24 protein-coding genes are annotated in these 26,677 nt (G+C 67.3%); 13 read left to right on the top strand and 11 right to left on the bottom strand.

From position 1 onward, the window contains the following. Positions 1–8 precede the first annotated feature (8 nt). The 3 genes from ACFPO9_RS00270 to ACFPO9_RS00280 are packed head-to-tail and all read right to left on the bottom strand — an operon-like array spanning position 9 to position 2,081. Positions 9–362, bottom strand: a complete 354-nt coding sequence (locus ACFPO9_RS00270; RefSeq protein ID WP_379765303.1) for a mercuric transporter MerT family protein — start codon at positions 360–362, stop codon at positions 9–11. 13 nt (positions 363–375) lie between these two features. Continuing rightward, positions 376–1,500 (bottom strand): transglutaminase-like domain-containing protein, encoded by a 1,125-nt coding sequence (locus ACFPO9_RS00275; protein WP_379765305.1) that lies wholly within the window; start codon positions 1,498–1,500, stop codon positions 376–378. A 56-nt stretch (positions 1,501–1,556) separates the two neighbouring features. Further along, on the bottom strand, positions 1,557–2,081 hold the full coding sequence (locus ACFPO9_RS00280; protein ID WP_379765307.1) for a TlpA family protein disulfide reductase: 525 nt from the start codon (positions 2,079–2,081) through the stop codon (positions 1,557–1,559). 100 nt (positions 2,082–2,181) lie between these two features. Here ACFPO9_RS00280 and ACFPO9_RS00285 point away from each other — a divergent pair, with 100 nt between their 5' ends. From ACFPO9_RS00285 to ACFPO9_RS00330, 10 genes are all read left to right on the top strand, one after another. Beyond that, positions 2,182–2,514: a DMT family transporter gene (locus tag ACFPO9_RS00285; protein ID WP_379765310.1), complete on the top strand. Its 333-nt coding sequence runs from the start codon at positions 2,182–2,184 to the stop codon at positions 2,512–2,514. Positions 2,515–2,741: 227 nt separating this feature from the next. Further along, positions 2,742–4,568 (top strand): family 43 glycosylhydrolase, encoded by a 1,827-nt coding sequence (locus ACFPO9_RS00290; RefSeq protein ID WP_379765311.1) that lies wholly within the window; start codon positions 2,742–2,744, stop codon positions 4,566–4,568. Between the two features lie 100 nt (positions 4,569–4,668). After that, a complete protein-coding gene (locus ACFPO9_RS00295) occupies positions 4,669–6,696 on the top strand; it encodes a glycoside hydrolase family 2 TIM barrel-domain containing protein (RefSeq protein WP_379765316.1) in 2,028 nt (675 codons plus the stop codon). Positions 6,697–6,762: 66 nt separating this feature from the next. Beyond that, complete coding sequence (locus ACFPO9_RS00300) at positions 6,763–8,064, top strand: extracellular solute-binding protein (RefSeq protein WP_379765319.1); 1,302 nt, start codon at positions 6,763–6,765, stop codon at positions 8,062–8,064. A gap of 24 nt (positions 8,065–8,088) precedes the next feature. After that, positions 8,089–8,976, top strand: coding sequence for a carbohydrate ABC transporter permease (locus ACFPO9_RS00305; RefSeq protein ID WP_379765321.1), 888 nt, complete (start codon positions 8,089–8,091; stop codon positions 8,974–8,976). Beyond that, positions 8,973–9,818 (top strand): carbohydrate ABC transporter permease, encoded by an 846-nt coding sequence (locus ACFPO9_RS00310; RefSeq protein ID WP_379765325.1) that lies wholly within the window; start codon positions 8,973–8,975, stop codon positions 9,816–9,818. The genes ACFPO9_RS00305 and ACFPO9_RS00310 overlap by 4 nt, the downstream gene beginning before the upstream one ends. A gap of 19 nt (positions 9,819–9,837) precedes the next feature. Then, a complete protein-coding gene (locus ACFPO9_RS00315; RefSeq protein ID WP_379765328.1) occupies positions 9,838–10,974 on the top strand; it encodes an ABC transporter ATP-binding protein in 1,137 nt (378 codons plus the stop codon). 12 nt (positions 10,975–10,986) lie between these two features. Next, complete coding sequence (locus ACFPO9_RS00320; RefSeq protein ID WP_379765331.1) at positions 10,987–12,033, top strand: LacI family DNA-binding transcriptional regulator; 1,047 nt, start codon at positions 10,987–10,989, stop codon at positions 12,031–12,033. Between the two features lie 99 nt (positions 12,034–12,132). Further along, positions 12,133–14,919 carry a TonB-dependent receptor gene (locus ACFPO9_RS00325; protein WP_379765334.1) on the top strand — a complete coding sequence of 929 codons (2,787 nt, stop codon included), beginning with the start codon at positions 12,133–12,135 and terminating at the stop codon, positions 14,917–14,919. After that, positions 14,916–15,893 carry a glycoside hydrolase family 43 protein gene (locus ACFPO9_RS00330; protein WP_379765337.1) on the top strand — a complete coding sequence of 326 codons (978 nt, stop codon included), beginning with the start codon at positions 14,916–14,918 and terminating at the stop codon, positions 15,891–15,893. The genes ACFPO9_RS00325 and ACFPO9_RS00330 overlap by 4 nt, the downstream gene beginning before the upstream one ends. A gap of 133 nt (positions 15,894–16,026) precedes the next feature. On the opposite strand, the gene ACFPO9_RS00335 is transcribed toward ACFPO9_RS00330, so the two are convergent. After that, a complete protein-coding gene (locus ACFPO9_RS00335; protein ID WP_379765340.1) occupies positions 16,027–16,932 on the bottom strand; it encodes an alpha/beta fold hydrolase in 906 nt (301 codons plus the stop codon). 126 nt (positions 16,933–17,058) lie between these two features. Next, the gene (locus ACFPO9_RS00340) at positions 17,059–17,508 is read right to left on the bottom strand and encodes a hypothetical protein (protein WP_379765343.1); all 450 of its coding nucleotides are present in this window, start codon (positions 17,506–17,508) and stop codon (positions 17,059–17,061) included. Here ACFPO9_RS00340 and ACFPO9_RS00345 point away from each other — a divergent pair. Beyond that, positions 17,498–18,133: an SAM-dependent methyltransferase gene (locus ACFPO9_RS00345; RefSeq protein ID WP_379765345.1), complete on the top strand. Its 636-nt coding sequence runs from the start codon at positions 17,498–17,500 to the stop codon at positions 18,131–18,133. The two genes, ACFPO9_RS00340 and ACFPO9_RS00345, sit on opposite strands and share 11 nt — an antisense overlap. Positions 18,134–18,154: 21 nt before the next feature. On the opposite strand, the gene kefC is transcribed toward ACFPO9_RS00345, so the two are convergent. Together kefC and kefF are read right to left on the bottom strand one after the other, a co-directional pair. Beyond that, positions 18,155–19,963: a glutathione-regulated potassium-efflux system protein KefC gene (kefC, locus tag ACFPO9_RS00350; RefSeq protein WP_379765348.1), complete on the bottom strand. Its 1,809-nt coding sequence runs from the start codon at positions 19,961–19,963 to the stop codon at positions 18,155–18,157. A gap of 3 nt (positions 19,964–19,966) precedes the next feature. Continuing rightward, on the bottom strand, positions 19,967–20,545 hold the full coding sequence (gene kefF, locus ACFPO9_RS00355; RefSeq protein ID WP_379765351.1) for a glutathione-regulated potassium-efflux system oxidoreductase KefF: 579 nt from the start codon (positions 20,543–20,545) through the stop codon (positions 19,967–19,969). A 121-nt stretch (positions 20,546–20,666) separates the two neighbouring features. Here kefF and ACFPO9_RS00360 point away from each other — a divergent pair, with 121 nt between their 5' ends. Both ACFPO9_RS00360 and ACFPO9_RS00365 read left to right on the top strand, forming a co-directional pair. Then, complete coding sequence (locus tag ACFPO9_RS00360; protein ID WP_379765354.1) at positions 20,667–20,963, top strand: hypothetical protein; 297 nt, start codon at positions 20,667–20,669, stop codon at positions 20,961–20,963. Between the two features lie 11 nt (positions 20,964–20,974). Further along, on the top strand, positions 20,975–21,235 hold the full coding sequence (locus ACFPO9_RS00365; RefSeq protein ID WP_379765357.1) for a hypothetical protein: 261 nt from the start codon (positions 20,975–20,977) through the stop codon (positions 21,233–21,235). 137 nt (positions 21,236–21,372) lie between these two features. Here ACFPO9_RS00365 and lpdA read toward each other — a convergent pair whose 3' ends face one another. The 4 genes from lpdA to ACFPO9_RS00385 are packed head-to-tail and all read right to left on the bottom strand — an operon-like array spanning position 21,373 to position 26,515. Continuing rightward, entirely contained in the window at positions 21,373–22,830 is a 1,458-nt protein-coding gene (lpdA, locus tag ACFPO9_RS00370) for a dihydrolipoyl dehydrogenase (protein WP_379765360.1), read from the bottom strand. 15 nt (positions 22,831–22,845) lie between these two features. Then, positions 22,846–24,234 carry a dihydrolipoamide acetyltransferase family protein gene (locus tag ACFPO9_RS00375; protein ID WP_379765363.1) on the bottom strand — a complete coding sequence of 463 codons (1,389 nt, stop codon included), beginning with the start codon at positions 24,232–24,234 and terminating at the stop codon, positions 22,846–22,848. 3 nt (positions 24,235–24,237) lie between these two features. Next, a complete protein-coding gene (locus tag ACFPO9_RS00380; RefSeq protein WP_379765366.1) occupies positions 24,238–25,278 on the bottom strand; it encodes an alpha-ketoacid dehydrogenase subunit beta in 1,041 nt (346 codons plus the stop codon). Between the two features lie 4 nt (positions 25,279–25,282). Beyond that, complete coding sequence (locus ACFPO9_RS00385; protein WP_379765369.1) at positions 25,283–26,515, bottom strand: 3-methyl-2-oxobutanoate dehydrogenase (2-methylpropanoyl-transferring) subunit alpha; 1,233 nt, start codon at positions 26,513–26,515, stop codon at positions 25,283–25,285. Between the last annotated feature and the right edge of the window lie 162 nt (positions 26,516–26,677).

Below are 26,677 nucleotides of genomic sequence, written 5' to 3' on the forward strand. Positions count from 1 at the left end.
GAAGGACCTCAGTAGAACAGGGGAGCGATCAGCGGAAAGCCCAGCAGCAGGGCGATGAACACGGCGCAGCCGAGGAACAGCTTGCGCATCGCCGGCCGCGTGGTGGCGCAGGCCGGGTCGTCGACGCTGCAGGCGGCCGCGGGGCGGAACAGCAGCCAGCCGGCCCAACCCAGTGCGCCCAGGGTGAGGGCGATCGCCCAGGGCGTCAGCGGCTTCAGCGCCGTCAGGTGCACCATCCAGGCGCCGGTGATGCCGACCAGGACCAGCACCAGTGGCAGCACGCAGCAGGCCGAGGCCAGGATCGCCGCCAGGGTGGCGACGGCGATCAGCTTGCCGGCGCTGCGTTCGGATGGTGCTGCCATGGCCGCATGTACCTCAGATGGCGCGCGAAGTGATGGTGTAGGCGAAGCTGTCCGGCGCCAGCGCGTCGTAGGCTTCGCCGCGGCTTTCCGCCTGCGGGTACATCAGGAAGCCGACCTTGCCGGCGTCGAAGCCCGGCAGGCGCACGTCGTGGGCGAAGTTGTAGCCCATCCAGTTGCCTTCCCAGCCGCCGAACAGCGCCTGCTTGACCGGCGCGACCAGCGGGTGGTCCGGATCCTTGATCCAGTTCGGGGTTTCCTGGCGCATCACCTTGGCGACGTCGGCCGGGTCCATCGCGACCCAGCCGTGGCGCTTCAGGTAGACCTCGGCGCGGCAGTGCTGGGCGCCCTGCAGGGATGCCGGCTTGCCGCCCAGCTCCTTGTAGCCGAAGGCGCTCGGGGCGATGCGGATGCCGTAGACGTCGCGCGCCGGCACGCCGCTTGCCCGGCACAGGCCCACGAACAGGCCGTTCAGGTCGGCGCACTTGCCGCCGAAATTGCCGGTCTCCAGCATGGTCTTGATGTCGCCGGTGCCGCAGCCTTTCACTTTCGGCTCGCGGAAGGTGTTCAGCACGATCCAGTCGTAGATGCGCTGGACCTTGTCTTCATCGGTTTTCGCGCCCGAGGTGATCTGCAGGGCGGTCTTCCTGACGATGCCGTCCAGCGGCATCAGGTCGGTCGGCTGCAGCCACAGGCGCAGGTCGTCGCTCGACTCGGCGCCAGGGCTGGGCTTCTTCCAGTTCTCGGCGCGGTCGCGGGTCTGGATGCGCGACACCACTTCCAGCACCGGCGGGGCGCTGCCGTCGAACTCGGCCACCAGGAAGCGGGCCCCGTAGTGCGGATCGCTGCCGACCTTCATGCTCTTGGCGTTGCCGGACCAGTTGTTCGACAGCGTGCGCTGCCAGTCGGTGTCGACCGAGGGCAGGGGAATCCAGACCGTCGACGGGCCGGCGGCGCGCTGCAGCTTCACGCGGGTGACGACTTCGAAGCTCTTCCAGTCGCCGGGGCGCGGATCGAAGTGGCGCTCCGCTTCTGCCGCCTGGTTCTGGGCCAGCAGGGTGCGCGGCAAAGCGCCGGCCAGCAGGGCGCCGGTGGCGGCTTTCAGGACGGCGCGGCGGTGCATCGGTTTCTTGTTTTCCATGGTCGAGTCTTCCAGTCTGGATTGATGGTTATTCGTTATTCGTTATTCGTTATTCGTTATTCCGCTGCGAGCGCATCGATTGCCGCTTTCAGGCGCGTGTCGCCGGCCCCGATCTCGCCCACGCTGCGCCAGCGCGCGCGGCCCTGGCGGTCGACCAGGATCGTGGTCGGCATCACGCCGGCGGTCCACTGCTTGAACATCTCGCCATTCCGGTCGCGCAGCAGCGGGTAGGCGAAGGGGTGTTCTTTCGCAAAGCGCTCGATGCTGTCGAGCGGCTCCTTGTAGTTCACGCCGACCACGGCCACCTTGCCCGTATCCTGGCGCGCCAGCGCGTTCAGCACCGGCAGCTCATCCACGCATGGGCCGCACCAACTGGCCCAGAAGTTCACCACCACGACCTTGCCGCGCAGCTGGTCCAGGTCCCAGGTCTTGCCGTCCAGGCCGGACAGGCGCAGCGGCGGCGTCGCCTGCTTCGCCGGCCACGGCTTCAGCACCGCCTCGGCCGCCGAGGCCGCGCCGGCCAGGCCCGCCAGCAGGCAGGCGGCAAGCGCGAGGAAACGGCGGAATGTCCTGGTCTGCATCGGCGTCAAGAGGGCTTGGGAAAGGCCGTCATGATACCAGAGTGGCGATTTGGGCGCGGCTCGTCGATAATCGCCGACTCAATCATGAACAGGACGACAAATGAATAATTGGGTGTGCCTGGCGATCGCGATCCTCGCCGAAACCGTGGCGACCACGGCGCTGAAAGCCAGCGCCGGATTTACGCGGCTGCTTCCCTCGGTGCTGGTGGTGCTGGGTTACGGCATCGCTTTCTATATGCTGGCGCTCACCCTGCGTTCAATACCGCTGGGTGTGACCTATGCGGTGTGGTCGGGGGTGGGGATCGTGCTGATCACGCTGGCCGGCTGGCTGCTGTATGGGCAGAAGCTGGATGCCGGGGCGCTGGCGGGGATGGCGCTGATTCTGGCCGGGGTGCTGGTGATGAATCTGTTTTCGAAGACGGCCGGGCATTAAGTTCGGTGCGTGTGGCCCGCTGTCCGCAAACCTCATTCCCGCGGAGGCGGGAATCCGAGTTCGTGGTGTTGCCCAAGCCTCACTGTTCACCCGAGGCTTGGGTTCCCGCCTTCGCGGGAACGACGATTCGGAGGGTGCGGGCCGGCGCCGCAGTGGCGGTTTTCAACCGTGCAACACCCCCGCAGACCCTACGGTATCCTCTTCCGCAAAAATCCGAGGAGACACCGATGCCCCCGTTCCGCTCCCTGGCCGCGGTCCTGCTGACGCTGCCCCTATTCGCCGGCGCAGCCGGTCCAGCCCCCTCCACCCGCGCCTACCACAACCCCCTGACCGTACGCCTCGCCAGTGGCGAACCAGCCCAGAACTGCGCCGACCCGGCAGTCCTGCGCGACCCGCGCACCGGTGGAAAGAACGGCGCGCCCACCTGGTACATGTACTGCACCAGCGACCCGGTCAGCAAGCGCGAGCGCGACCCGAACGGCAAGGACGGCGGCTGGCATTTCCGCATGATCCCGATCTACCGCTCCACCGACCTGGTGCACTGGGACTTCGTCAGCGACGCCTTCTCCGATCGCCCGGCCGGCCTGGCGGCGCCGACGTCCGGCCTGTGGGCGCCGGAGCCGGAATACCTGAACGGGCGCTACTACCTTTATTTCACGGTCACCGACGTGGTCGACGAGCACAGCCCCGAGAAGGGCTGCGGCAACGACAGCGCGATCGGCGTCGCCACGGCCGATTCGCCCACCGGCCCCTGGCGCGCCAGCACCACGCCGGTGGTCATGCCGCGCCGCGCCAGGCCTGGCTGCAACTTCCACTGGACCTTCGATCCCAAGGTGATCGAGGCCGATGGGCGCAAATACCTCTACTACGGCAGCTACGGCGGCGGCATCTTCGTGACGCGGCTGAGCGATGACGGCCTGCGCGCCGAAGGCGAGGCGACCGCGGTCGGCGCGCCCGGCCGCTACGAGGGGGCGGAAGTCAAGTTCCGCGACGGCTGGTGGTATCTGTTCGCGTCCGCCACCGACTGCTGCAACGGCCCGCTGACCGGCTACGCGGTCTACACGGGCCGCGCCCGCAGGCCGGAAGGGCCCTTCCTCGACCGCTACGGCAACGACATGGCGAAGGGCCGCGCGGGCGGCACGCCGCTGCTGCTCCAGAACGGCAACCGCTGGATCGGCGTCGGCCACAACACCGTGTTCACGGACGCCGCCGGCCAGTGGTGGACGATCTACCACGGCATCGACCAGGCCGAGTCCTTCTTCAGCGCGAAGGACAAGCTGACCCGGCGCCTGGCGCTGCTGGACCGGATCGACTGGGTCGACGGCTGGCCGGTGGCGGGCGGCGGGCTGGCGCCGAGCGACCGGGCGATGGCCGCGCCCATCGTGACCGAGGGCGTGCGCGCCGATCCGCAGCCGCTGGCGGTGCAGGCGGCCGCGCGCTTGAAGCCGCTGTGGCGCGAGGACTTCCGCGGCCGCGAACTGAACCCGCGCTGGTCCTGGCTGCGGCCGCGCGCGGACAAGGAATGGTCGCTCGGCCGCGAGGGGCTGGTGCTGGCCACCCAGGACGCCGACCTCTACGTCGACCGCAACACGGCCAGCGTGCTGCAGGCCGCGCTGCCGCAGGGCGATGTCCGTATCGAGGCCGAAATCAGGCTGGCCGCGCCGGACGACTGCTGCACCACCGCGGTGCAGGCCGGCCTGGTGGTGATGCGCGACGACGACAACTACGTCAAGCTGGTCGAGATGGCGCGCGAAGGCCTGCGGCAGGTCGAGTTCGCGAAGGAGATGGCGCCCGCCGAGCGGTATTACCCGCGCTACGGGAACACCCTGGCCGGCACGCCCGGCGCCACCACCTGGCTGCGCCTCGATGTCCACCGGGAGGGTGGCCTCGAACGTTATACAGGGTATTCCAGCCAGGATGGGCGCAACTGGGTCGGCGGTGGAACGTGGACGCACCGCCTCGGCCGGGACGCCCGTCTGGGGCTGGTCGCGATGGGCGGCGCCGGCCGGCGCGCCACCTTCGTGCGGGTCGCCGTCAGTGCGCTGTCGCCATAAAAATACAGGGCGTGAAACCAGTTGTAACGGCAGGCGAAAGCGCTTGCTTTCGGCTGCGGCGGGTCATTAAATAGGTGCATAAGAATAGCAGGAGCTGATCGTGGAATATCCCCGCCCCCAATTGCGCCGCGCCGCCTGGCGCAGCCTGGATGGCCCATGGCAGGCCATGCTCGACGACCTCGCCGTGTGCGCCGACCCATCGGAAGTCGACTGGGACCGCACCATCGTGGTCCCGTATCCGCCCGAGGCGCGCGCCAGCGGCGTGCATGACCGCGGCTACCGGCGCCGGGTCTGGTACAAGCGCCAGATCCAGCTCGACCCGTCGATGGCGCCCTCGCGCGACGAACGCCTGATGCTGCATTTCGGCGCCGTCAACTACCGCGCCCGCGTGTGGGTCAACGGCCGCTTCGCGGTCGAGCACCGCGGCGGCCACAGCCCGTTCTCGATCGACGTCAGCCGCCACCTCGACGGTTCGCTGCTCGAGGTCGTGGTGCAGGCCGAGGACGACCCGCAGGACATGCACAAGGCGCGCGGCAAGATGGACTGGGAGCCGGAGCCGCACAAGATCTGGTATCCGCGTTCCAGCGGCATCTGGCGCACGGTGTGGATCGAGAAGGTGCCGCGCGCCCACGTGAGCCAGCTGCGCTGGACCGCCGACGTCGCGTCCTGGCAGATCCGGCTCGACGCCGACCTTGCCCACGTGCCGGAAGGCGGGATGGCGAACGTCACCCTGAAGCTCGGCGACAAGCTGCTGGTGGCGGACCGCTGCCTGCTGACCGGGCCGCGCCTGTCGCGCATCTTCCAGCTGCCCGATCCCGGCATCGACGATGCGCGGGCGCTGTGGATGTGGAGCCCGGAGAGCCCGCAGCTGATCGAGGCCGAGATCGAGATCAGGACCAGCGACGGCAACCTGATCGACAGCGTGCAGAGCTACACCGCGCTGCGCACGGTGAGCGTCGAGGGCGACCGCTTCGTGCTCAACAGCCGCCCGTATTATCTGCGCATGGTGCTCGACCAGGGCTACTGGCCGGACAGCCTGATGGTGGCCTCGAGCGACCAGCTGCGCCACGACGTCCTGCTGATCAAGCGGCTCGGCTTCAACGGCGTGCGCAAGCACCAGAAGTCCGAAGACCCGCGCTGGCTCTACTGGTGCGACGTGCTGGGCCTGTGCGTGTGGGGCGAGATGCCCTCGGCCTACGGCTTCTCGAGCGCCACCGTGCATGGCGTGATGGAAGAGTGGAAGGAGCTGGTCGAGCGCGACATCTCGCACCCCTGCATCGTGGCCTGGGTGCCGACCAACGAATCCTGGGGCGTGCCGGAACTGATGAACGACCGCCGCCAGGTCGACTTCGTGCGCGCCCTGTACCACATGACGCGCGCGCTGGACGGCACGCGCCCGGTGGTCGGCAACGACGGCTGGGAGATGCCATGCGGCGACCTGGTCTGCGTGCACGACTACGAACAGGACCCGAAGGTGCTGGTCGAACGCTACGGCACCCGCGACGCCGTCGCCTACACCCTGCAGCACGTGCAGCCGGACCGGCGGCGCCTGCTCATCGACGGTTTCACCGGCGTCGGCAAGCCGCTGTTCCTGTCCGAGTTCGGCGGCGTCGCCCTCATGAAGACCAGCGAGGAGCCGGGCTGGGGCTATTCGAAGGCGAAGGACGGCAAGGAGCTGCTGGCGCGCTACCAGGGGCTGATGGCTGCGGTCCATGCCTGCCGCCCGCTATCCGGCTTCTGCTATACCCAGCTGACCGACACCTTCCTCGAAAAGAACGGCTTGCTGACCGAGGACCGGGTGCCGAAGGCGCCGGTGGAGGCGCTGGCCAGGGCCACCCGCGGCCCCGACGCCCATCTGCAGGACTGGCACCTCGACCCGCTCGGCCACGCCAGGCGCTGGCTGGCGCGGCGCGGGCCGGATTTCCCTATAGAATGGACGCGCGTCGGAGAAATTGCGGAAGTGTTAGCCTATCCGGGCGAGCGCCAGGGCGTCGTCGACGGTGCGGTGGCGGGACCGAACGATCCGGGTCCGGACGATCCGCCGGCCAGTCCGCCCAGCGGTCCCGGCCGATTCGAGCGCCGGAGCCGTGGCGGCGCGGGAGCGCGGGCGCGGCGCAAGGCGGCCTGACCCGGATACCTGAGCTAAGGCGGCAGCGCTCCGGCAGCACATCATAAAGAAAATGGAGAATACGACGTGGCGAGACGAGGATGGACCCTCGCCGCCGCCGTCGCGCTGCTGGTAACGCTGGCCGCCGGGCCGGCGCCGGCGTGGGCGCAGGTTGAGGTCAGGATGTGGACGCTGCTCAGCGGCGGCGACGGCGCCCGCATGCGGGCCCTGGTCGAGGACTTCAACGCCAGCCAGCGCGAGGTGCGCGTGGTGAGCACGACCCTGAAATGGGGCGAGCCGTTTTATACGAAGCTGATCACTTCGTCCGTGGTCGGCGCCGGGCCGGACCTGGCCACCGTGCACCTGTCGCGCCTGGTCAACCTGGCCGGCGGCGGCGTGCTGCGCCCGATCGCGGACGCCGAACTGGCGGCGGTCGGCCTGAAGGGCAGCGACTACCTGCCGCGCCAGTGGGAGAAGTCGCGCTGGCAGGGCCGGACCTGGGCGGTCCCGCTGGACATGCACCCGCTGGTCCTCTATTACAACAAGACCCTTCTCAAGCAGACCAATCTGCTGGACGCCGACGGCAAGCTGAAGCCGATCGAAGGCGTCGATGCGCTGACCGACGCCTTCCGCATCGCCACCGAAGCCAGCCATCGCCGCGGCCTGACCATGGAAAGCAGCCAGAACTCCTTCGCGATCTGGCGCCTGTGGCTGTCCATGCTGGCCCAGCAGAACGTGGCCATCGTCCGCAAGGGCCAGTACAGCTACGGCGCGGCCGGCGCCGCGACCCTGACGCGCATCAGCGACTGGTTCCGCAAGGGCTATGCCCAGGCGGGCCTCGATTACCCGGCCTCCACCAGCCAGTTCATGGGCGGCGGCGCCGCGTTCATGCTGAACGGGGTGTGGGAAGTGCCGGAGCTGGTGCGCGCCTCGAAGGCCGGCACCCTGGGCTTCGAATACGGCATCGTCCCGCTGCCGAAGATGTATGCGAACGCCAGCGCCTGGGCCGATTCGCACGCCTTCGCCATGCCAGCGAACGCCGGCGATCCGCCGTCCCCGGCCAAGGTCAAGGCCATCCTGGCGTTTGTCGCCTGGGTCGGCAAGCACTCGATGGGCTGGGCCGAGGGCGGCCATATCCCGGCCTACCGCGCGGTGGCGGAATCGCCGGAAGCGCTGGCGCTGCAGCCGAATGCCCAGTACGCCGAAGCCGCGCACAGCGTGGTCTACGATCCGGACGGCTGGTACATGGGCGCCGCCGGACCGCTGGAAGCGATCGCCTCGAAGTTCCTGCCGGCCGCGCTGTACGGCTACATGACGCCAGCGCAGGCGATCCATCGCTTCGAGACGGAAGGCGCGCGCCTGGTCCGCAAGCAGCCGCCACGTTATTAATGAGGAGCCAAGGATGAACGCCGGATGAAGCCGAACGACCTGGCCTTGAGGAGCGCCCGCCGCGAAGGCTTGCCGGCATTGACGCTGCTGGCGCCTTTCCTGATCGTGTTCCTGCTGTTCTTCCTGGTCCCGGCCGGCGTCACCTTCTGGATGAGCCTTACCGAGAGCAGCCTGACCCGCACCAATGCCTTCGTCGGCCTGGCCAACTACCACACGCTGCTGAACGACCCCGCGTTCTGGGACTCGGTGCTGAACACCTTTTATTTCGCGCTGCTGACCGTGATCCCCCTCACCGCGCTGGGCCTGGTGATGGCGCTGCTGGTGAACCGCTTCGTCAAGGCCCAGGCCTGGCTGCAGGGCGTGTTCTTCCTGCCCTTCGTGCTGCCGATCTCGGTGATGACCCTGATTGCGGACTGGATGCTGCAGCCCTCGAGCGGCGTGATCAACCACATCCTCGGCGGCCAGCGGCCCTGGCTGGCGGACCCCTACTTGGCGCTGCCGGCGGTCGCCATCGGCACCGTCTGGTGGACGGTCGGTTTCAACATGCTGCTGTTCCTGGCCGGCCTGCGCAACATCCCGGCCGATTTGTACGAGGCCGCGGCACTGGACGGCGCGCGCGGATTCACGCTGTTCCACTCGATTACCTGGCCGGCCCTGCGCCCGGTCGCGACCACCGCCCTGATCCTGCAGATCATCGCCTCGCTGAAGGTGTTCGGCCAGACCTATATCCTGACCTCCGGCGGGCCCTTCAACACCACGCGGGTCACGCTGCACTACATGTACGAAACCGCATTCACCCAGAGCGACGCCGGCTACGCGGCGGCGATCGCGATGGCATTCGTGACCATCGTGATCCTGCTGTCGGCGCTGCAGGCGGGGGTCGTGCGCTGGCTGGCGAGGAGGGACATATGACTATAAGGATAAATGCGCGTTCAAATATAGGCTGGTCCATTGTCGGCGTGGTCGCCGCCGTGGTGCTGGCCGCGCTGTGGGCCACACCATTGCTGTGGGCCTTGTCGACGGCGCTGCGGCCGGAACTGGAAACCGTGTCGAGCGACTTCCACTGGCTGCCGCAGACCTGGACCCTGGACGCCTTCGCCAGGACCCTCGCCGCCGGCAATGTGCTGCGCTGGCTCTTCAACAGCTTCCTGGTGGCGCTGCTGGTGACGGTGGTGACGATGGCGATCAGCCTGATGGCGGCCTATGCCTTCTCGCAGCTGCGCTTCCGCGGCCGCTCGCTCCTGTTCGGCATCGCCATGCTGGCCTTCTTGTTACCTTTTGAAGCGTTGCTGGTGCCGCTGTTCCGCACCATGAACCAGCTCGGCCTGATCAACAGCTATGCCGGCATCGTGCTGCCGCAGGTGGTGGCGCCGGTGGTCATCTACGTGTTCAAGCAGTTCTTCGACGAGATCCCGGCCGACTTCCGTGAAGCCGCGACGATGGATGGCGCCGGTCCGCTGCGCGTGCTGTGGAGCGTCTACCTGCCGATCTCGGGGAACATCGTGTGGGCGATGGCGATCGTGACCTTCATCGCGGCCTGGAACAACTTCCTCTGGCCCTTCATTATCGTGACCTCGAACGATATGATGACCATTCCGCTGGGGCTGACCCAGACCTACGACGCCTTCGGGGTGCGCTACGCCCAGCTGATGGCGGCCGCGCTGCTGGGCGCGATGCCGGTGGCGCTGGCCTACGTGGCCTTCCAGCGCCGCGTGACGCAGGGCTTCCTGGCGGCGAGCGGACTAAAAGGATAAGAACAAGGAGACTCTCGATATGGCATCTGTCAGGCTGCGCGGCATCAGGAAGGACTACGGCGACAATCCCGTCATCAAGGGCATCGACCTGGATATCGCGGACGGCCAGTTCGTGGTCTTCGTCGGGCCTTCCGGCTGCGGCAAGTCGACCCTGCTGCGCATCATCGCGGGCCTGGAAGACGTGAGCGCGGGTGAGTTGGAAATTGGCGGCGTGCCCAGCCTCGGCGTCGATCCGTCGCGCCGCGGCATCGCCATGGTCTTCCAGAGCTATGCGCTGTACCCGCACATGACGGTGGCCGAGAACATGGGCTTCGCGCTCAAGCTGGCCAGGCTGCCGAAGGACGAGATCGCGGACCGCGTGCAGCGCGCCGCCGAGATCCTGCAGATCGGCCATCTGCTGGAGCGCAAGCCGAAAGCCCTGTCGGGCGGCCAGCGCCAGCGGGTGGCGATCGGCCGCGCCATCGTGCGCAAACCCGAGGTCTTCCTGTTCGACGAGCCGCTGTCCAACCTCGACGCGGCGCTGCGCGCCCAGACCCGGGTCGAGCTGGCCCGGCTGCACCGCGAACTGGCCACCACCATGATCTACGTGACCCACGACCAGGTCGAGGCCATGACCCTGGGCCAGAAGATCGTGGTCTTCAACGCCGGCCGCATCGAGCAGGTGGGCACGCCGTTCGAACTGTATGAAAAGCCCGCGAACCTGTTCGTGGCCGGCTTCCTCGGTTCGCCGCGCATGAACTTCCTGGAGGCCAGCCTGGTGGGCGAGCAGGGCCACATCGCCACCGTGCGCCTGGCGGGCGGGGCGCAGGTGGAGGTCGCGGCCGATGCCGACAACGCGGCGGTGGGCGCGAGGCTGATCCTGGGCGTGCGGCCCGAGCATCTGCGCATGCAGCGTGCAGGGGCGGGGGCATCGGGCGGCATTCCGGGCACGGTCGGCCTGGTCGAGTACCTGGGCGACGTCATTCTGGCTTACGTGCAGGTCGAGGGTGCGCCGGAAATGGTGGCCGTCAAATGCGGCGGCGGCCAGCCTGCGCCGGCAGTCGGTTCGCCGGTGCTGCTGGCCTTCGAGCCGGGCCAGGCTTATCTGTTCGGCGCCGACGGTGCGGCCATGCCGGCGCGCGAACGCAGCGGCCGGACGCCGGCGCCCGCGGCGTAAGGAGGGCGAGCGATGAACAGGCCGGCGCGCGGCCGCCGTCCGACCATGACCGACATCGCCAAGCTGGCCGGGGTGTCGCAGTCGACGGTCTCGCTGGTGATCAATCACCTGAGCGGGGCCAAGGTCTCGCGCGCGACCCGCGAGACGGTGCTGCGTATCGCCCGCGAACTTGGCTACCCGCTCGAACGCCACCACGGCCGCATCGATAACCGGCCTGGCGCCGCGCGTAATTTGATCGTCTACCTGACCGACGAGCTGACCACCAGCCCGCACGCGATGCAGACCATGGACGGCGCCAAGGACGGCGCCTGGGACCAGGATTGCCTGGTCGCCGCCTTCGCCACCCGCGGCGACCCCGAACAGGAGCAGGCGGTGCTGGCGCGCATGCTCGACCATCCGGCGCTGCTGGGCGTGATCTACGCCACCATCTTCACGCGCGCGGTGAGTCTGCCGCCGGCGCTGGAGGGCGTGCCGACGGTGCTCCTGAACTGCCATGAGCGCGAACCCGCCCACCCGGCGGTGGTGCCGGCGGAGCGGCAGGGCGGCTACACGGCCACCATGCACCTGGTGGCGAACGGCCATCGCCGCATCGGCTTCATCAATGGCGAAGGCTGGATCGAGGCCGCCGGCGACCGCCTGCAGGGCTACCGGCTGGCGCTGGCGGAGGCGGGCATCGCCTTCGACCCGCTGCTGGTGCGCGAAGGCGACTGGCAGGTCGACAGCGGTTATGCGCATGCGCTGTCGCTGCTGGACGCGCCGGACCGTCCCAGCGCGCTGTTCTGCGCCAACGACCTGATGGCCCTGGGCGCGCTGGACGCGGCGCGCGAACGCAAGCTGGCGGTGCCGCGCGCGCTGTCCGTGGTCGGTTACGACGACCAGGACCTGGCGCGCTATACCCATCCGCCTTTGACGACGGTGTTGTTGCCAAACTACGAAATGGGCCGATGGGCCGCGGAAAATTTGATCGCCCAGGCGCGCGGCGGACGCGTCGAAAACATGGTTTTCGAGAGCGAATGCCCGCTAGTGAGCCGCGATTCGGTGGCGCCGCCGGCGTTGTAAAACCGATACGAATCTGGCCCAAGCGCGCGCTCCGCCGAAGTCTTTTGCGTTAGCTTCCTGATAAAAATTATTACTAATATTTTTTCAGGAGACTTGCTCATGACCACCTTGCAGCTTCGCCCGGTGTGCGCGGCCGTTCTTGCCCTGATCGCCCACGTCGCCCTGGCCCAGACGAGCGACGCCGGCGCCCCCGCGAACGACGCGCCGCAGGCCGATGCGGCGCCGGCCCAGCCCGCGCAGACGCAGCAGGAGGTCCAGCAGGTACGGGTGACGGGCCTGCGCAGCAGCATCCGCAGCGCCGAGGCGATCAAGCGCAATGCCGACCAGGTGGTCGACTCCATCAACGCCGAGGACATCGGCAAGTTCCCCGACCGCGCCACCGGCGACGCCCTGCAGCGCATCGCCGGCGTGCAGGTGGGCCGCGACCGCGGCGAGACCAGCACCGTCATCATCCGCGGCCTGCCGGACGTGGTCACGACCATCGACGGCAACCAGATCTTCACCGGCAATGGCCGGCGCCTGTCCTACCAGGACCTGCCGGTGCAGTCGATCGGCGGCCTGGATGTCTACAAGAGCGCCACCGCGAACCAGCTCGAAGGCGGCATCGCCGGCGCCGTAAACGTACGGCTGCGCGCGCCCTTCGACGTGAAGGGTTTTAACGCCACCGGCTTCCTCGAAGACCGGCGCCAGAAGATCAACGGTTCCAGCGCCACCAGCGACAAGAACAACCCGGCCGGCGGCTTCGCCGTCAGCAAGCGCTGGAACACCAGCTACGGCGAGATCGGCGCCCTGGTCGACGTCCAGTTCAACCGCGAGAACTGGGGCTATCCGGTGCAGTGGGTCGACCGCCCGGACCGCATCTTCTCGGTCAGCCCGGACGGCACCGCGGTGCGCCTCAACGACGACCAGCCGATCGCGCCGCTCAAGGCCGGCGACCGCCTGGGCGAGCTGCCCAACGTCGGCGGCATCTACAACCAGGGCAAGCGCGACCGCGGCAGCATCCACGGCGCCCTGCAATGGAAGATCAGCCCGCAGATGGACGTCACGGCCCAGTACCTCGGCACCGGCTACCGCGCGCGCAACGCGGTCGACTACATCCTCGGCATCGTCACCTGGACCCCGCGCCTGAGCAACGTGGTGCTGGCGCCGCAGGGCGACTACTGCAATACCCCCAACGGTTCGATCTGCCCGATCCAGTCGGCCTACGCCGGCGCGGCGCAGTTCGGCGGTCCCTACGACTGGGACCCCTACACCGCCACCTCGACCTGGGGCCAGAAGGAGCACACGACCACGCACTACATGAACCTGGCGGTCAACTACAAGAACGGGCCGTGGAAGGCATCGTCCAACTTCGCGTGGACCAAGTCGACCTTCGTCAACGACACCGTGATCGTCGACCAGCAGATCCCCGGCGCCAGCATCGACGTCTACACCTACGGCCGCGACGGCCATGGCGGCTACAACACCGTCACCACGCCGGGCAGCAGCGCCGCGCTGCGCGACCCCAACCAGTTCGTGCTGCGCGGGATGGTGCAGAACTGGGGCATCTCGACCGGCGAGCAGACCCAGTGGCGCCTCGACGGCAGCTACCGGCTGGGGGACGAGGGCTTTTTCCGCAGTATCGACAGCGGCATCCGCCTGTCGCAGCGCCGCGCCGGCTTCAAGGGCGCGGAAGGCCACAGCGACATCAGCGGCACCCGCGCTTCGCCAACCGGCGCCTTCGGTCCGTCCTTCGAGACGCTGGTGCCGGGCCTGGACCGCCTCGGCGGCCCCTGGATGACGCCCTCGCACGATTTCCTGATCGACCAGGCGGACACCGTGCGCGCCTTCTATGGCGCAGCGCCGGGCCGCGTGGACGAAGACCCGACCCGCGCCTTCAGCCAGAACGAGAACAACACGACCGTCTACCTGCAGGGCCGCTGGGAGACGAAGTTCAACGAGATCAGCGTCAGCGGCACGGTCGGCGGGCGGTATATGCGCATCAGCCGCAGCCTGCTCGGTAACAGCCGCATCGGCGACGTGATCAGCCCGATCGACGTGTCCTCGCGCGACAACAACTTCCTGCCGAGCGCCACGGCGGTCATTGCGTGGCTGCCGGACCTGCAGTCGCACCTCTCCTACGGCAAGACCCTGACTTATCCGGACTTCGCTTCGCTGAATCCGGCGCTGTCGCTGATTCCACCGACCGTCAATGCGCCCGGTACCGGATCGGCGGGCAACCCGAACCTCAGCCCGACCCGCTCGAAGAACTTCGACGCGACGCTGGAGTACTACTTCCCGAAGAACGGCTACGCGCAGATCGCGCTGTTCCACCGCGATATCGACGGCTATTTGCAGAACATGGAGTCGAACGAGACTATCGGCGGCCTGAATTACCGCGTGACGCGGCCGCAGAACTCCGGTTCGGGCAAGCTGAAAGGCGCCGAACTGGGCATCCAGAAATTCTTCGACTTCCTGCCTGGCATCTGGAGCAACTTCGGCGCGCAAGCCAACTACACCTGGATCTCGGGCGAGAACCAGACCCTGGTCTCGTCGACGGGGAACCAGTTCACGACCACGCCATTGATCGGCGTGGCGAAGAAGAACTACAACTTCGCGCTGCTGTACGAGGGTATGGGCATCACCGGGCGCTTGTCGGCCACCCATCGCGGCGACTACGTCGAGCAGATCGCCGAGCCGCGCTTCGGCCAGGACCGCCACGTCAAGGCCGCCACCTTCGTCGACCTGAGCCTGTCGTATGCGATCACACCCAGCATCTCGCTGCAGTTCGACGCGATCAACATCACCAAGGAGAAGTTCGAGAGCTACCTGAACGACCCGATCCGCCCGCGCGACATCCGCTACAACCCGACCACCTATGGGCTGGGGCTGCGCTTCTCGCTATGAGCACCTACCGCAACCCGGTGTATCCGGAGGTCTTCGCCGACCCGTTCGTGTTGCGGCATGAAGGGGTCTACTACGCCTACGGCACCGCGCCGGGCGGCGCCGACGGCCGGCAGATCCCGGTGCTGCGCTCCACCGACCTGGTCGACTGGCAGGCGCTCGGCCACGCGCTGGCGCCGGCCGCCGGGATGGGAGCGGCGCAGGGTTACCACTTCTGGGCGCCGGAAGTCGCCAGCCACGACGGCCGCTTCTACATGTATTACTCGTCCGGGAACGCGCCCGAGGGCACCGACCAGAAGCTGCGGGTGGCGGTGGCCGAGCACCCGGCGGGTCCCTTCGTCGACGCCGGCAAGATCCTCGTGCCCGGCCAGCCATTCTCGATCGACGCCCATCCCTTCCGCGACGACGAAGGGCAGTGGTGGCTGTTCTACTGCGTCGACTTCCTCGAACCCGCGCACGACGAGCGCATCGGCACCGGCATCGTGGTCGATCGCCTGCTCGACATGACGACCCTGGCCGGGCAGCCGCGCGTGGTGGTGCGCCCGCACCAGGACTGGCACGTGTTCCGCAAGGACCGGCCGATGTACGGCAGCGTCTACGACTGGCACACGGTCGAGGGCGCGGCGCTGCTGTACCACGACGGGCATTACTGGTGCTTCTACAGCGGCGGCGCCTGGGAGAAGGAGAACTATGGCGTCAGCTACGTGGTGGCCAAGCACGCCGAGGGGCCGTACCGGCGGCCCGAGGGCGGGCACGAGGCGCTGCTGATGCGCACCCCGGCTTCCGGGGAGCTGCTGGGGCCGGGGCATAATTCGTTCACGGTGTCGCCGGACGGGAGCGAGACCTGGATCGTGTATCACGCCTGGGATCCGGCCAGGACCGCGCGCAGGATGTGTATCGACCGGGTGGATTGGGTGGACGGGAAGCCGGTGACGCGGGGGCCGACCTGGACGGAGCAGCCTGCGCCGAAAATTTAGGCGTTAACGGGTGAGCCGTCGTTCCCGCGCAGGCGGGAACCCAAGTTTGTCAGGGCAGAGTTAAAGCACGCAGAACTTGGGGGGAGAGTGCCGGGGGCACTCTCCCGCCTGCGCGGGGACGACGGTTTTTGCGTTAGCGCTTACCCAAAAATTCCTTCACCTCCGCCTGAAACCGCACCGGCTGATCCCACATGATGAAGTGCGCACTGTCGTTCACCCGCTTCAGCGTCAGCTTCTGCACCGGCGCAAACGCCGCCTTGTACCCCGCATCGAAATGCTCGACCGGAACCGGCACATACTTCGGCTGGATGTACAGCACCGTTACAGGCACCGAAATCTTCGGCAGTTCCGGCCCCAGGTCGGTGACGATCAGTTCACGGTAAGCCCGCGTGCCCACGTCGGCGTCGCTGCGCTGCGAATCTTCGATCGCGCCGGCGCGCATGGATTCGGTGTTGACCATGCTGTTGATGGTGTCGACCGCACGCTTGCTGCGATCCTCCGGCGTGGCCGCGCGCATGCCGGCTTCGATGCGGTCGGCCACCGGCACGATATTCGCCGCATTCGCGCTTGGGCCGCCGAAGAACACGCCCAGGAAGGGCACCATGTCCACCACCATCAGCCGCGACAGGTCGGCCGGATGGCGCGCCGCCAGCATCATGCCGATGGTCCCGCCCATCGAATGGCCGATCACGGCCGGCTGCTTCAGGCCGGCCTCCTTGATGTAGCGGTCGATCTCCTCGGCCACCGGCGCGGCAACCGGGCCTTCGGCGTTGCCGCCCTTGGGCTGGCCGGCGAATCCGGACACCTGCACCAGGTGGTAGCGATAGCCCGGCACCGCCTTGAGCATCTCGGTCCAGACGCGCGGCGAGGAATTCAGGCCCGGGATCAGGACCACGTCCGGGCCGGCGCCCTCGGTACGGACCGTGATGCGTGTCGATTCGAAGGAAGCGGCGAGGGCGGGGACGCCGAGCAGGGCCAGAGCCGCGGCGGCGGCCAGGGTCTTGAGGGTGGAACGGCGTGAAAGCAGGTCAAAGGGCATCTCGTCTCCGGACTAAGTGTTTGTAGACAGGATTTTATTTATTAATGGTGAATAAAGCTTCCTGAAAGAAATGATAGGGCAGGCCCGCCAGTCAACCACGAAGCGCGCGTACAGCTTCGCAGCGGCTCAAGACCAGGCGCCACGTGCATAGAGCGCAATCGATAGCTGAATTACCAGTTGAATGAGAAGGACATTTGAAACCCGCGCCTGTGCGGTTCCAGGCGGCTTGCCGTTCGAAGCCAGAAACCAGACCACCAGGGCGACGATCGGGTTTATCAGATGAATTGCCGAGCCTCCGACCCAGGCGTCGGGACGGCTATCCGGTCCCCAGTGTGTCGCGACCTGCCCGCCAGCCGGAAGGCTGTAGATGGCCAGGAAGGCAAGCGCGAACATCGCAGCGACTAGCATTCCGTTCAATACAAAGCGTGACCAACGATGCATGAGCTTCCTTTCGAGACCTTGTCGAACCGCCCGCGAGATATTATCGCGCACCCCGGGATCGCTCAAGGCGCTGGAGCGGCGGCCGTTTGCTGTATCATCGCGCCCCTGAAGACGAAAGCCGCACATGCTGACCATTACCATCAAACAGGGCAAGGAAAAAAGCATCCTTGCCGGCGACCCGCTGATTTATCTCTCCGCGATCGACAAGGTCGAAGGCAAGCCCTCGGCGCGCAACAAGCCCGGCGCGACGGCCATCGTACAGTCGTCGTCGCGCCAGTTCCTCGCCCGCGCGGCCTACAACGCCAAATCGCAGATCGCCGCCCGGGTCTGGACCCTGCGCGAGGATGAGCCGGTCGACCACGCGATGATCAAGCGCCGCGTCCAGGCCGCAGTGGATCTGCGCGCCGATGCAATGCGCGCGGCGGATCCGGAAGCCCTGTTCCTGCTGGTCGATGGCGACAAGGACGGCTTGTCCGGACTGCTGGTGCACAGCTACGGCGGCGAAGCGGGCTACCTGGTATGCCGGTTCAATGCCGCCGGTGTCGAACATTGGAAGGTGCCCGTCGTGCAGGCCCTCATCAAGGCCACGGGCTGCGCCAATGTGGCCGAAGGCTGCGACCCGCTGATGCGCAAGGGCGAGGGACTGCCCCTCAAACCGGGCACGCTGGCCGGCGACGAAGCGCCCAAGCGGCTGATGGTGCGCGAAGGCGGACGCCTGCTGCCGATGGACATCCGCACCGGCTTCGTCTATCCGCGCTAAGGCCGGCGCGGGGCGATGCGCTCAATCCCAGTCATGTCTGGTCTCTTCTTCCTGCGTCCGCCGGTCCCGCGCAATCATCTCCTCCAGCTCCTCGCGCGCCCGCTTGGCCATCGACTCGTACTGCTCGCGGTCCTTGTAGTAGGGGTAGACCGCGTGCACGTTGGCGATATTGTGCTTCCTAAACTTCAGCGCGGCCTGGCGCACGCGGTAGGCGTTGTGTCCGAGGCCGGCGGTGAGCACGGCGCGGCCCATCTGCAGCGATGACTCGAAGGTCTCGCGCTCGATCATCGTGACGCCGCGGTCCATCAGCTGGTAGTAGTGGGTCACGTTGCGGGCGCGCGCGAAGATCTGCAGATCCGGCCAGTCGCGGCGCGCGGTCTCGACCAGTTCCAGGCTGTCCTCGATATCGTCGATCGCCACCACCAGCGCGCGGGCGCGGGCGGCGCCGGCGGCGCGCAACAGGTCGGCGCGGGTCGCGTCCCCATAAAACACCTTGAAGCCGAAGCGGCGCAGCACTTCGATCTGGTCGGGGTCGTGGTCCAGCACCGTCAGCTTCACATCGTTCGCGTTCAGGAAGCGGCCGACGATCTGGCCGAAACGGCCGAAGCCGGCGATGATCACGTGGTCCTCGTTCGGTTCGATGGCGTCGGCATCCGGCTGGTTGCCCTTGCACTCCCGGCGCGCCATGATGCGGTCCCAGGCCATCAGCACCAGCGGCGTGACCACCATCGACAGCGCGACCACGACCACCAGCATCGAGGCGACATCGTCGGTGAAAACCTTGGCCGTGGCGGCCGCGCCGAACACCACGAAGGCGAATTCGCCGCCCTGCGACAGCAGCAGCGCGAACTGCAGGTGCTGGCCGCGCGCGATGCCGAAGATCCGCGAGAGCCCGTACAGCACCGCGGTCTTGATGAGCAGGAAGGCCGCCACCAGGCCCAGGATCATCCACGGCTGCGTCAGGAACACCGCGAAATCAACCGACATGCCGACCGCGATGAAGAACAGCCCCAGCAGCAGGCCCTTGAAGGGTTCGAGGTCGGTCTCCAGCGCATGGCGGTATTCGGAGTCGGCCAGCAGCACGCCGGCCATGAAGGCGCCCAGCGCCATCGACATCTCGATCCACTGCATCAACAAACCGATGGCGATCACCAGCAGCAGCGCGAAGGCGGTGAAGATCTCGCGCGTGTCGGTGCGGGCGATGATCTGCAGCAGCGGGCGCACCAGGTAGCGGCCGCCGACGATGATCCCGGCCAGCACGCCCACCACTTTCAGGGTGGCCAGCCAGAAGTTGCCGCTCGAGCCGGCGTCGTCGGGGATGCCGAGCAGGGGCACGATGGCGATCATCGGGATCGCGGCGATGTCCTGGAACAGCAGGATCGCGAAGCCGGCCTGGCCGGCGGGGGTCGGCATCAGGTTGCGTTCTTCCAGCGACGCCAGCGCGATGGCGGTCGAGGACAGCGACAGCCCCAGGCCGGCGATCAGCGCCAGCTTCCAGCCGACGCCAGCCAGCAGCGCGGCGCCGAACAGGGCCAGGGCGACGGCCGCGACCTGCGCGCCGCCCCAGCCGAAGATGGGCCGGCGCAGCGCCCACAGGCGCTCCGGTTCCAGTTCGAGGCCGATCAGGAACAGCAGCAGCACCACGCCGAACTCGGCGAAGTGCAGGGCGTCCTCGACGTTGCCGATCAATTTGAGGCCATAGGGCCCGATCAGGATACCCGCCGCCAGGTAGCCGAGCACGGTGCCCATGCCCAGGCGTTTCGACAGCGGCACGGCGAGCACGGCGGCGGCCAGGTAGACGAGCGCGTTGGTGAGGATGCTGTGCTCCATCGTCTACTCCTGCGCTTGCGCCTGCGCGGCGCGTGCGGCTTGCAGCGGCGCAGCATAGGCGTGCAGCCTGCGCGTGAATTCGGCGATGTGGGCGTCGACCGCCGGCTCCCCGGCCTGCGCCGCGCCATGCATGACCAGCGGCGCGATCCAGTCCATGCCGCACAGGGCGGCGGTCTGCTCGAAGGGCGCGAGGAAATCGGCGAACGGACGCCCGTGCAGGCCGCCGGGCCGGTAGGCGTCCTCGCCGCTGCCGGTGGTGGCCACCAGCCAGTAGCCTTTGCCGCGCAACACGGAATCCGGCTTGCCGTAGGCCCAGCCGGGCACCATCACCACATCCATCCACTCCTTCAGCAGCGAGGGCATGCCGTACCAGCGGATCGGGTGCAGGAAGACCAGCAGGCTGGCGTCCTGGACCAGGGCGCGTTCGCGTTCGGCGTCGATGTCGAAGTCCGGGTAAGTGTCGTACAGATCCTGGACCAGGACCCCGGGCGTGGCGCGCGCGGCGTCGGCCAGGCGGCGGTTGACCGGCGAGCGGTGCGGGGCGGGGTGGGCATACAGGACGAGGATATGTTGTTTGTTCATGATCTTGATTATTCCACAATGCTCCGCCCGACATGTCCTACAAGCCAGTCGGGCGCATGCCTATTTGTCTTCGTCGCCGCCAGGGCTATGATGAATGAGACCTTACCGAAAGGAGGACCTCATGTCGAACCAGAACGAAGGCAAGGACCCGAAAGGGCGCAGCTACGATCAGATCACGAAGGATGGGACCAGCTCGGCCAGCACCATGGGCACGGGCGGAACCGGCGATATCGGCCGCATGTCGGGCGAAACCGCCGCTGGTAATTCACAGTCCGACACCCGGACCGATGACCTCATGACCTCCGACAGTGATCAGGAGCAAAGCCAGGGTTTCCGTCCCAGCGCACCCGATTCATTGAAGACTGGCATGGAAGGAATCGGCAATCTGAACCGTGATAAATCCGGCAACCGCCAGTGAAGGAGGACTCGATGACGACAGAAAACGGACCGAACGTACCCAGGAAGGACGCTGATATCGGCGCCGGCAACCAGCACAATGACTGGGGGCATAGCGACGTCGGCGGCAACAGGCAGTCGGATTCGCGGCTGGATGATGTGGTCGGGTCGGATGCCGGGGCTGCCAGTGAAGAGGCTGGTGAGCTGCAGACTGGACTGGGCGGCGTCGAGAGCCTGAGTACGGGGAATGCGGGTAGCAGGCAGTCTGAGGAAGATATCCGGCGGAATAAATAACCGTCGTGCCCGGCATTGCCGGAAACGACTCCCCGCGAAGGGGAATAGTGCCCCCGGCACTATTCCCCCAAGTTCTGCATGCGCTAACGAAATGCTAGCACCTTGGGTTCCCGCCTTCGCGGGAACGACGAGTCATGCTAAATATGCAGCGCGTGCCCTAATGCCCTGAGCGCCGCCTCCTGCACCGCCTCACCCAGCGTCGGATGCGCATGAATCGTCCCGCCCACATCCTCCAGCTGCGCCCCCATCTCGATCGACTGCACGAAAGCCGTGCTGAGTTCGGAAATCGCGCTGCCTACCGCCTGCCAGCCGACGATCAGGTGATTGTCCTTGCGCGCCACCACGCGCACGAAGCCTTCCGTGCCCTCGATGGTCATTGCGCGGCCGTTGGCGGCGAATGGGAAGTTGGCGACGATGCAATCCAGCCCCTGGTTTGCCGCCTCCTGCGGCGTCAGGCCGACCACCACCACTTCCGGATCGGTGAAGCAGACCGCGGGTATCGCCGCCGGCATGAAGTGGCGGCGCTTGCCGGCGATGATCTCGGCCACCATCTCGCCCTGCGCCATGGCGCGGTGGGCCAGCATCGGTTCGCCGGCCAGGTCGCCGATCGCCCAGACGTTGCGCATCGAGGTGCGGCACTGGTTGTCGATGCGGACGGCGCGGCCGTTCATGTCCAGCATCAGGCTTTCCAGCCCGAAGCCGGCGGTGCGCGGACGGCGGCCGACGGCCACCAGCACGCGGTCGGCCTCGATCGCCACTTCCTCGCCGCCGGCATTCTTCATACGCACCGACTTGCCGTCCTCGCTCATGCCCAGCACGCTCGATTCCAGGTGCAGCTCCACGCCCAGCGATTTCAGGCGCGCCGCCACCGGACGCACCAGTTCGTCGTCGTAGGCCGGCAGCACGCGGCCGGCGGCTTCCACCACCGTCACGCGCGCGCCCAGCTTGCGGTAGGCGGTGCCCAGTTCGAGGCCGATGTAGCCGGCCCCGACCACCACCAGGTGGTCAGGCAGGGTCTCGGGCGACAGCGCCTCGGTGGCGGAAACCACCTTGCCGCCGAAGGGCATGAAGGGCAGCTCGACCGCTTCGGAACCGGTGGCCAGCAGCAGGTGCTCGCAGCGGATGCGCGTGGTCTGGCCGCCGGCATCGTTGGCCGCGCCGGCGCCGCTGGTTCCAGGCCCGCCGCCGTCCTCGGCGCCGCGCACCTCGACCGTCTTGCCGTCCAGGATGCGGGCCCAGCCGCGCACCACCTGCACGCCGTTCTTCTTCAGCAGCGCGCCGACGCCGCCGGTCAGGCGCTTGACGATGCCTTCCTTCCAGGCCACCGTGCGGCCGACATCGATGCTGGGCGTGCCGGTGCTGATGCCGAGCGGCGATGCCTCAGGCCCCTGCGCCGCGTAATGGCAGGCCTTATGAAATTCCTCGGCCGCGTGGATCATGGCCTTGGACGGGATGCAGCCCACGTTCAGGCAGGTGCCGCCCAGTTGCGCACCTTCGACCAGCACGGTCTTGATGCCCAGCTGGCCGGCGCGGATGGCGGCCACGTAGCCGCCCGGTCCGCCGCCGATGATAAGTAAAGTCGTTTCCATCGTCATCTTCTCAGTGAGCCTTTATTCGACGAACAGCGTTGCCGGCGACTCGAGGTAGCCGCGCACGGTCTGGATGAACTCGGCCGCGACCATGCCGTCGATGACCCGGTGGTCGAAAGACGACGACAGGTTCATCAGCTTGCGCGGCACCAGGCCGCCGTTTTTCACGACCGGGCGGTCGAGGATGCGGTTGACGCCGACGATGGCCACTTCCGGATGGTTGATCACCGGGGTGGAGACGATGCCGCCCAGCGGGCCCAGGCTGGTGATGGTGATGGTCGAGCCCGACAGCTCGTCGCGCGCCGCCTTGCCGGTGCGCGCGGCTTCCGCCAGGCGCAGGATCTCCTTCGCGCTGGACCACGGATCGCGGGCCTCGGCGTTGCGGATCACCGGCACCATCAGGCCGGCGTCGGTCTGGGTGGCGATGCCGAGGTGGACCGGCTGGTAGCGGGTGACGATGCCGGCCTGGTCGTCGAAGCGCGCATTCACCTCGGGGAATTTGCGGATCGCCAGCACCACCGCGCGCATCAGCAGCGGCAGCAGGGTCAGCTTGCCGCGCTCCTTGCCGTAGCGGTCGTTGAGCTGGGCGCGCAGGGCTTCGAGTTCGGTGACATCGACTTCTTCCACGTAGGTGAAGTGCGGAATCTGCCGCTTCGACAGCTGCATCTTCTCGGCGATCTTGCGGCGCAGGCCGATCAGCGGCACCGCTTCCTCGCCGTGCAGCTCGGCATAGCGGCTGTCGCCGCCGGCTTGGGTGGCATGGCCGCGCCGGCTTCCGGATACATAGGCGTCGAGGTCGGCATGGGTGATCTGGCCGGCCGGTCCGCTGCCGGCCACGTATTGCAGTTCGATGCCCATGTCCCAGGCGCGCTTGCGCACGGCGGGCGCGGCCAGGGGTTTTTCGTTCGGATCACGGAAAAGCGCGCGGGGCGCAGCGTCTTTGCCTTGCGGCTCAGGCCGCGCCGGGCGCGCAGCCGGAGAGGGCGCCGCCGCCGGTGCGCGCGCCGCGGAGGCAGCAGGCGCCGCCACGCTGGCCGCACCGGCTGCGACCCGCTGCGGCTCCGGCACGAAGCCATGCGGCAGCTCGGCCGGCTCGTCCGCGGCCGGCGCGGCGGCAGGCGCCGAAGCAGCGGCGGGTTTGCCGGCATCGCCCTTGAAATTGCCCGCGCCCTCGACCTCGATGCGGATCAGTTCGCCACCCACCGGCAGCGATTCGCCGACCTTGCCGCCCAGCGCCATGACGGTGCCGTGCACCGGCGACGGAATCTCGACGGTGGCCTTGTCGGTCATGACGTCGGCCAGGATCTGGTCTTCCGTGATCGTGTCGCCGGGCTGGACGCGCCAGGCCACCACTTCGCATTCCGCAATGCCTTCGCCCACATCGGGCATCTTGATGATGTGAATACCCACCTGTTATGCCTCCATCGCTCGTTTGAATGCCGCGCTGACGCGTTCCGGTCCGGGGAAGTACGCCCACTCCTGCGCGTGCGGGTAGGGCGTGTCCCAGCCGGTGACGCGCTCGATCGGCGCTTCCAGGTGGTAGAAGCAGTGTTCCTGCACCAGGGAGGCGAGTTCGGCGCCGAAGCCGCTGGTCCTGGTCGCCTCATGCACCACCACGCAGCGGCCGGTCTTCTTGACCGATTCGACGATGGTGTCGAGGTCCAGCGGCCACAGGGTGCGCAGGTCGATGATCTCGGCGTCGATGCCGGTTTCATTCGCCGCCGCTTCCGAGACCCAGACCATGGTGCCGTAGGTCAGCACGGTGAGATCCGCGCCGGGGCGGAAGATCGCCGCCTTGTCCAGCGGGACCGTGTAATAGCCCTCCGGCACCTTGCCCAGGGCGTGTTTGGACCAGGATGTGACCGGGCGGTCGTGGTGGCCGTCGAAGGGCCCGTTGTACAGGCGCTTGGGCTCCAGGAAGATCACCGGGTCGTCGTTCTCGATCGAGGCGATCAGCAGGCCTTTCGCATCGTAGGGGTTCGAGGGCATCACGGTGCGCAGGCCGCACACGTGGGTGAAGAAGGCTTCCGGGCTCTGGCTGTGGGTCTGGCCGCCGTAGATGCCGCCGCCGCAGGGCATGCGGATGGTCAGCGGCGAGGTGAAATCGCCGGCCGAGCGGTAGCGCAGGCGCGCCGCTTCGGAGACGATCTGGTCGGTCGCCGGATAAAAATAGTCGGCGAACTGGATCTCTACCACCGGGCGCAGGCCGTAGGCGGCCATGCCGACCGCGGTGCCGACGATGCCGCCCTCGGAGATCGGGGCGTCGAAGGCGCGGTGCTTGCCGTACTTGGCCTGCAGGCCGTCGGTGACGCGGAACACGCCGCCGAAATAGCCCACGTCCTGGCCGTAGACGACCACGTTGTCGTCGCGTTCCATCATCACGTCCATGGCCGAACGCAGGGCCTGGATCATGGTCATGGGCGTGGTCACAACATCTTTTTCAATATCTCGCATCACTTCACACCCCCAGTTGTTGGCGTTGGCGGCGCAGGTGTTCGGGCATCTCTTTATAGACGTCCTCGAACATCGACGCGGCGCTCGGCACGCGGCCATCGATCAGCGTGCCGAATTGCTCGGCTTCCTTTTGCGCGGCCAGGACTTCGGCTTCCAGTTCCACCTGCAGCGCGTCCTGCTCGGCGTCGGACCACCAGCCCTTCTTGACCAGGTGGCGCCGCAGGCGGCCGATCGGATCGCCCAGCGGGAAGTAGGTCCATTCGTCGGCCGGGCGGTAGCGCGCGGGATCGTCGGAGGTCGAATGCGGACCGGCGCGGTAGGTGACCCACTCGATCAAGGTCGGCCCCAGGTTGCTTCTGGCGCGCTCGACGGCCCAGCAGGAGGCCGCGTACACGGCCAGGAAGTCGTTGCCGTCCACCCGCAGCGAGGCGATGCCGGCGCCGACGCCGCGCGCGGCGAAGGTCACGCTCTCGCCGCCGGCGATGGCCTGGAAGCTGGAAATGGCCCACTGGTTGTTGACCACGTTCAGGATCACGGGAGCGCGATAGACGTGGGCGAAGGTGAGGCCGGTATGGAAGTCGCTCTCGGCGGTGGCGCCGTCGCCGATCCAGCCGGAGGCGATTTTCGTGTCGCCCTTGATGGCCGAGGCCATGGCCCAGCCGACCGCTTGCGGGATCTGGGTGGCGAGGTTGCCGGAAATCGTGAAGAAGCCGTCCTTCCTGGACGAGTACATCACCGGCAGCTGGCGTCCCTTGAGCGGGTCGCGCTCATTGGACAGCAGCTGGCAGATCATCTCGACCATCGGATACTGGCGCGCCATCAGCAGGCTTTGCTGACGATAGGTCGGGAAGCACATGTCGCCATCCTTCAGCGCCAGCGCGTGGGCGGCGCCGATGGCTTCCTCGCCGAGCGAGGTCATGTAGAAGGACATCTTCTTCTGGCGCTGGCCGATGACCATGCGGGCGTCGAAGATGCGGGTCTTCATCATGGTGCGCAGGCCGGCCAGGAGGGTCTCCTTGTCCAGTTCCGGCGCCCAGGGGCCGACGGCATCGTCGTTTTCGTCCAGCACGCGGATCAGGCTGGAGGCGATTTCCGCGGTGTCCTGGTAACGGACATCGACGGGCGGGCGCGGCACGACGCCGGCGGGATTCAATCCAAGATACGAAAAATCAGTCTTGCAACCCGGACGGCCGGTAGGCTCCGGGACGTGCAGCGACAGAGGTTGACTCTGGCTCATAGTTCGCTTTCCCCTCGGTAAAGGTGTGTACAGCAGAAAACATATTAATTGCCGCAAGGCCGCACACGCATGTTTTGCGCGAATATTTTTCTGCTGCCCTGCAGCACGGGAACCGCCCGTAAAGGCAAGTTCTCCCGGCAGGCACAGGACAAGACACTAGCA

Origin of the sequence: Massilia aerilata (assembly GCF_042656905.1) — a bacterium.
Taxonomy (GTDB): Bacteria; Pseudomonadota; Gammaproteobacteria; order Burkholderiales; family Burkholderiaceae_D; genus Telluria; species Telluria aerilata.

Excerpts from the sequence above, each read along its gene's own strand:
- ACFPO9_RS00365 (WP_379765357.1), top strand. The coding sequence starts at position 20,975 with ATGACGACAGAAAACGGACCGAACGTACCCAGGAAGGACGCTGATATC.
- ACFPO9_RS00325 (WP_379765334.1), top strand. The coding sequence starts at position 12,133 with ATGACCACCTTGCAGCTTCGCCCGGTGTGCGCGGCCGTTCTTGCCCTG.
- lpdA (WP_379765360.1), bottom strand. The coding sequence starts at position 22,830 with ATGACGATGGAAACGACTTTACTTATCATCGGCGGCGGACCGGGCGGC.
- ACFPO9_RS00285 (WP_379765310.1), top strand. The coding sequence starts at position 2,182 with ATGAATAATTGGGTGTGCCTGGCGATCGCGATCCTCGCCGAAACCGTG.
- kefF (WP_379765351.1), bottom strand. The coding sequence starts at position 20,545 with ATGAACAAACAACATATCCTCGTCCTGTATGCCCACCCCGCCCCGCAC.
- ACFPO9_RS00275 (WP_379765305.1), bottom strand. The coding sequence starts at position 1,500 with ATGGAAAACAAGAAACCGATGCACCGCCGCGCCGTCCTGAAAGCCGCC.
- ACFPO9_RS00310 (WP_379765325.1), top strand. The coding sequence starts at position 8,973 with ATGACTATAAGGATAAATGCGCGTTCAAATATAGGCTGGTCCATTGTC.
- ACFPO9_RS00320 (WP_379765331.1), top strand. The coding sequence starts at position 10,987 with ATGAACAGGCCGGCGCGCGGCCGCCGTCCGACCATGACCGACATCGCC.
- ACFPO9_RS00290 (WP_379765311.1), top strand. The coding sequence starts at position 2,742 with ATGCCCCCGTTCCGCTCCCTGGCCGCGGTCCTGCTGACGCTGCCCCTA.
- ACFPO9_RS00270 (WP_379765303.1), bottom strand. The coding sequence starts at position 362 with ATGGCAGCACCATCCGAACGCAGCGCCGGCAAGCTGATCGCCGTCGCC.
- ACFPO9_RS00305 (WP_379765321.1), top strand. The coding sequence starts at position 8,089 with ATGAAGCCGAACGACCTGGCCTTGAGGAGCGCCCGCCGCGAAGGCTTG.
- ACFPO9_RS00315 (WP_379765328.1), top strand. The coding sequence starts at position 9,838 with ATGGCATCTGTCAGGCTGCGCGGCATCAGGAAGGACTACGGCGACAAT.
- ACFPO9_RS00280 (WP_379765307.1), bottom strand. The coding sequence starts at position 2,081 with ATGCAGACCAGGACATTCCGCCGTTTCCTCGCGCTTGCCGCCTGCCTG.
- ACFPO9_RS00360 (WP_379765354.1), top strand. The coding sequence starts at position 20,667 with ATGTCGAACCAGAACGAAGGCAAGGACCCGAAAGGGCGCAGCTACGAT.
- ACFPO9_RS00335 (WP_379765340.1), bottom strand. The coding sequence starts at position 16,932 with ATGCCCTTTGACCTGCTTTCACGCCGTTCCACCCTCAAGACCCTGGCC.
- ACFPO9_RS00340 (WP_379765343.1), bottom strand. The coding sequence starts at position 17,508 with ATGGTCAGCATGTGCGGCTTTCGTCTTCAGGGGCGCGATGATACAGCA.
- ACFPO9_RS00330 (WP_379765337.1), top strand. The coding sequence starts at position 14,916 with ATGAGCACCTACCGCAACCCGGTGTATCCGGAGGTCTTCGCCGACCCG.
- ACFPO9_RS00345 (WP_379765345.1), top strand. The coding sequence starts at position 17,498 with ATGCTGACCATTACCATCAAACAGGGCAAGGAAAAAAGCATCCTTGCC.
- ACFPO9_RS00385 (WP_379765369.1), bottom strand. The coding sequence starts at position 26,515 with ATGAGCCAGAGTCAACCTCTGTCGCTGCACGTCCCGGAGCCTACCGGC.
- kefC (WP_379765348.1), bottom strand. The coding sequence starts at position 19,963 with ATGGAGCACAGCATCCTCACCAACGCGCTCGTCTACCTGGCCGCCGCC.
- ACFPO9_RS00380 (WP_379765366.1), bottom strand. The coding sequence starts at position 25,278 with ATGCGAGATATTGAAAAAGATGTTGTGACCACGCCCATGACCATGATC.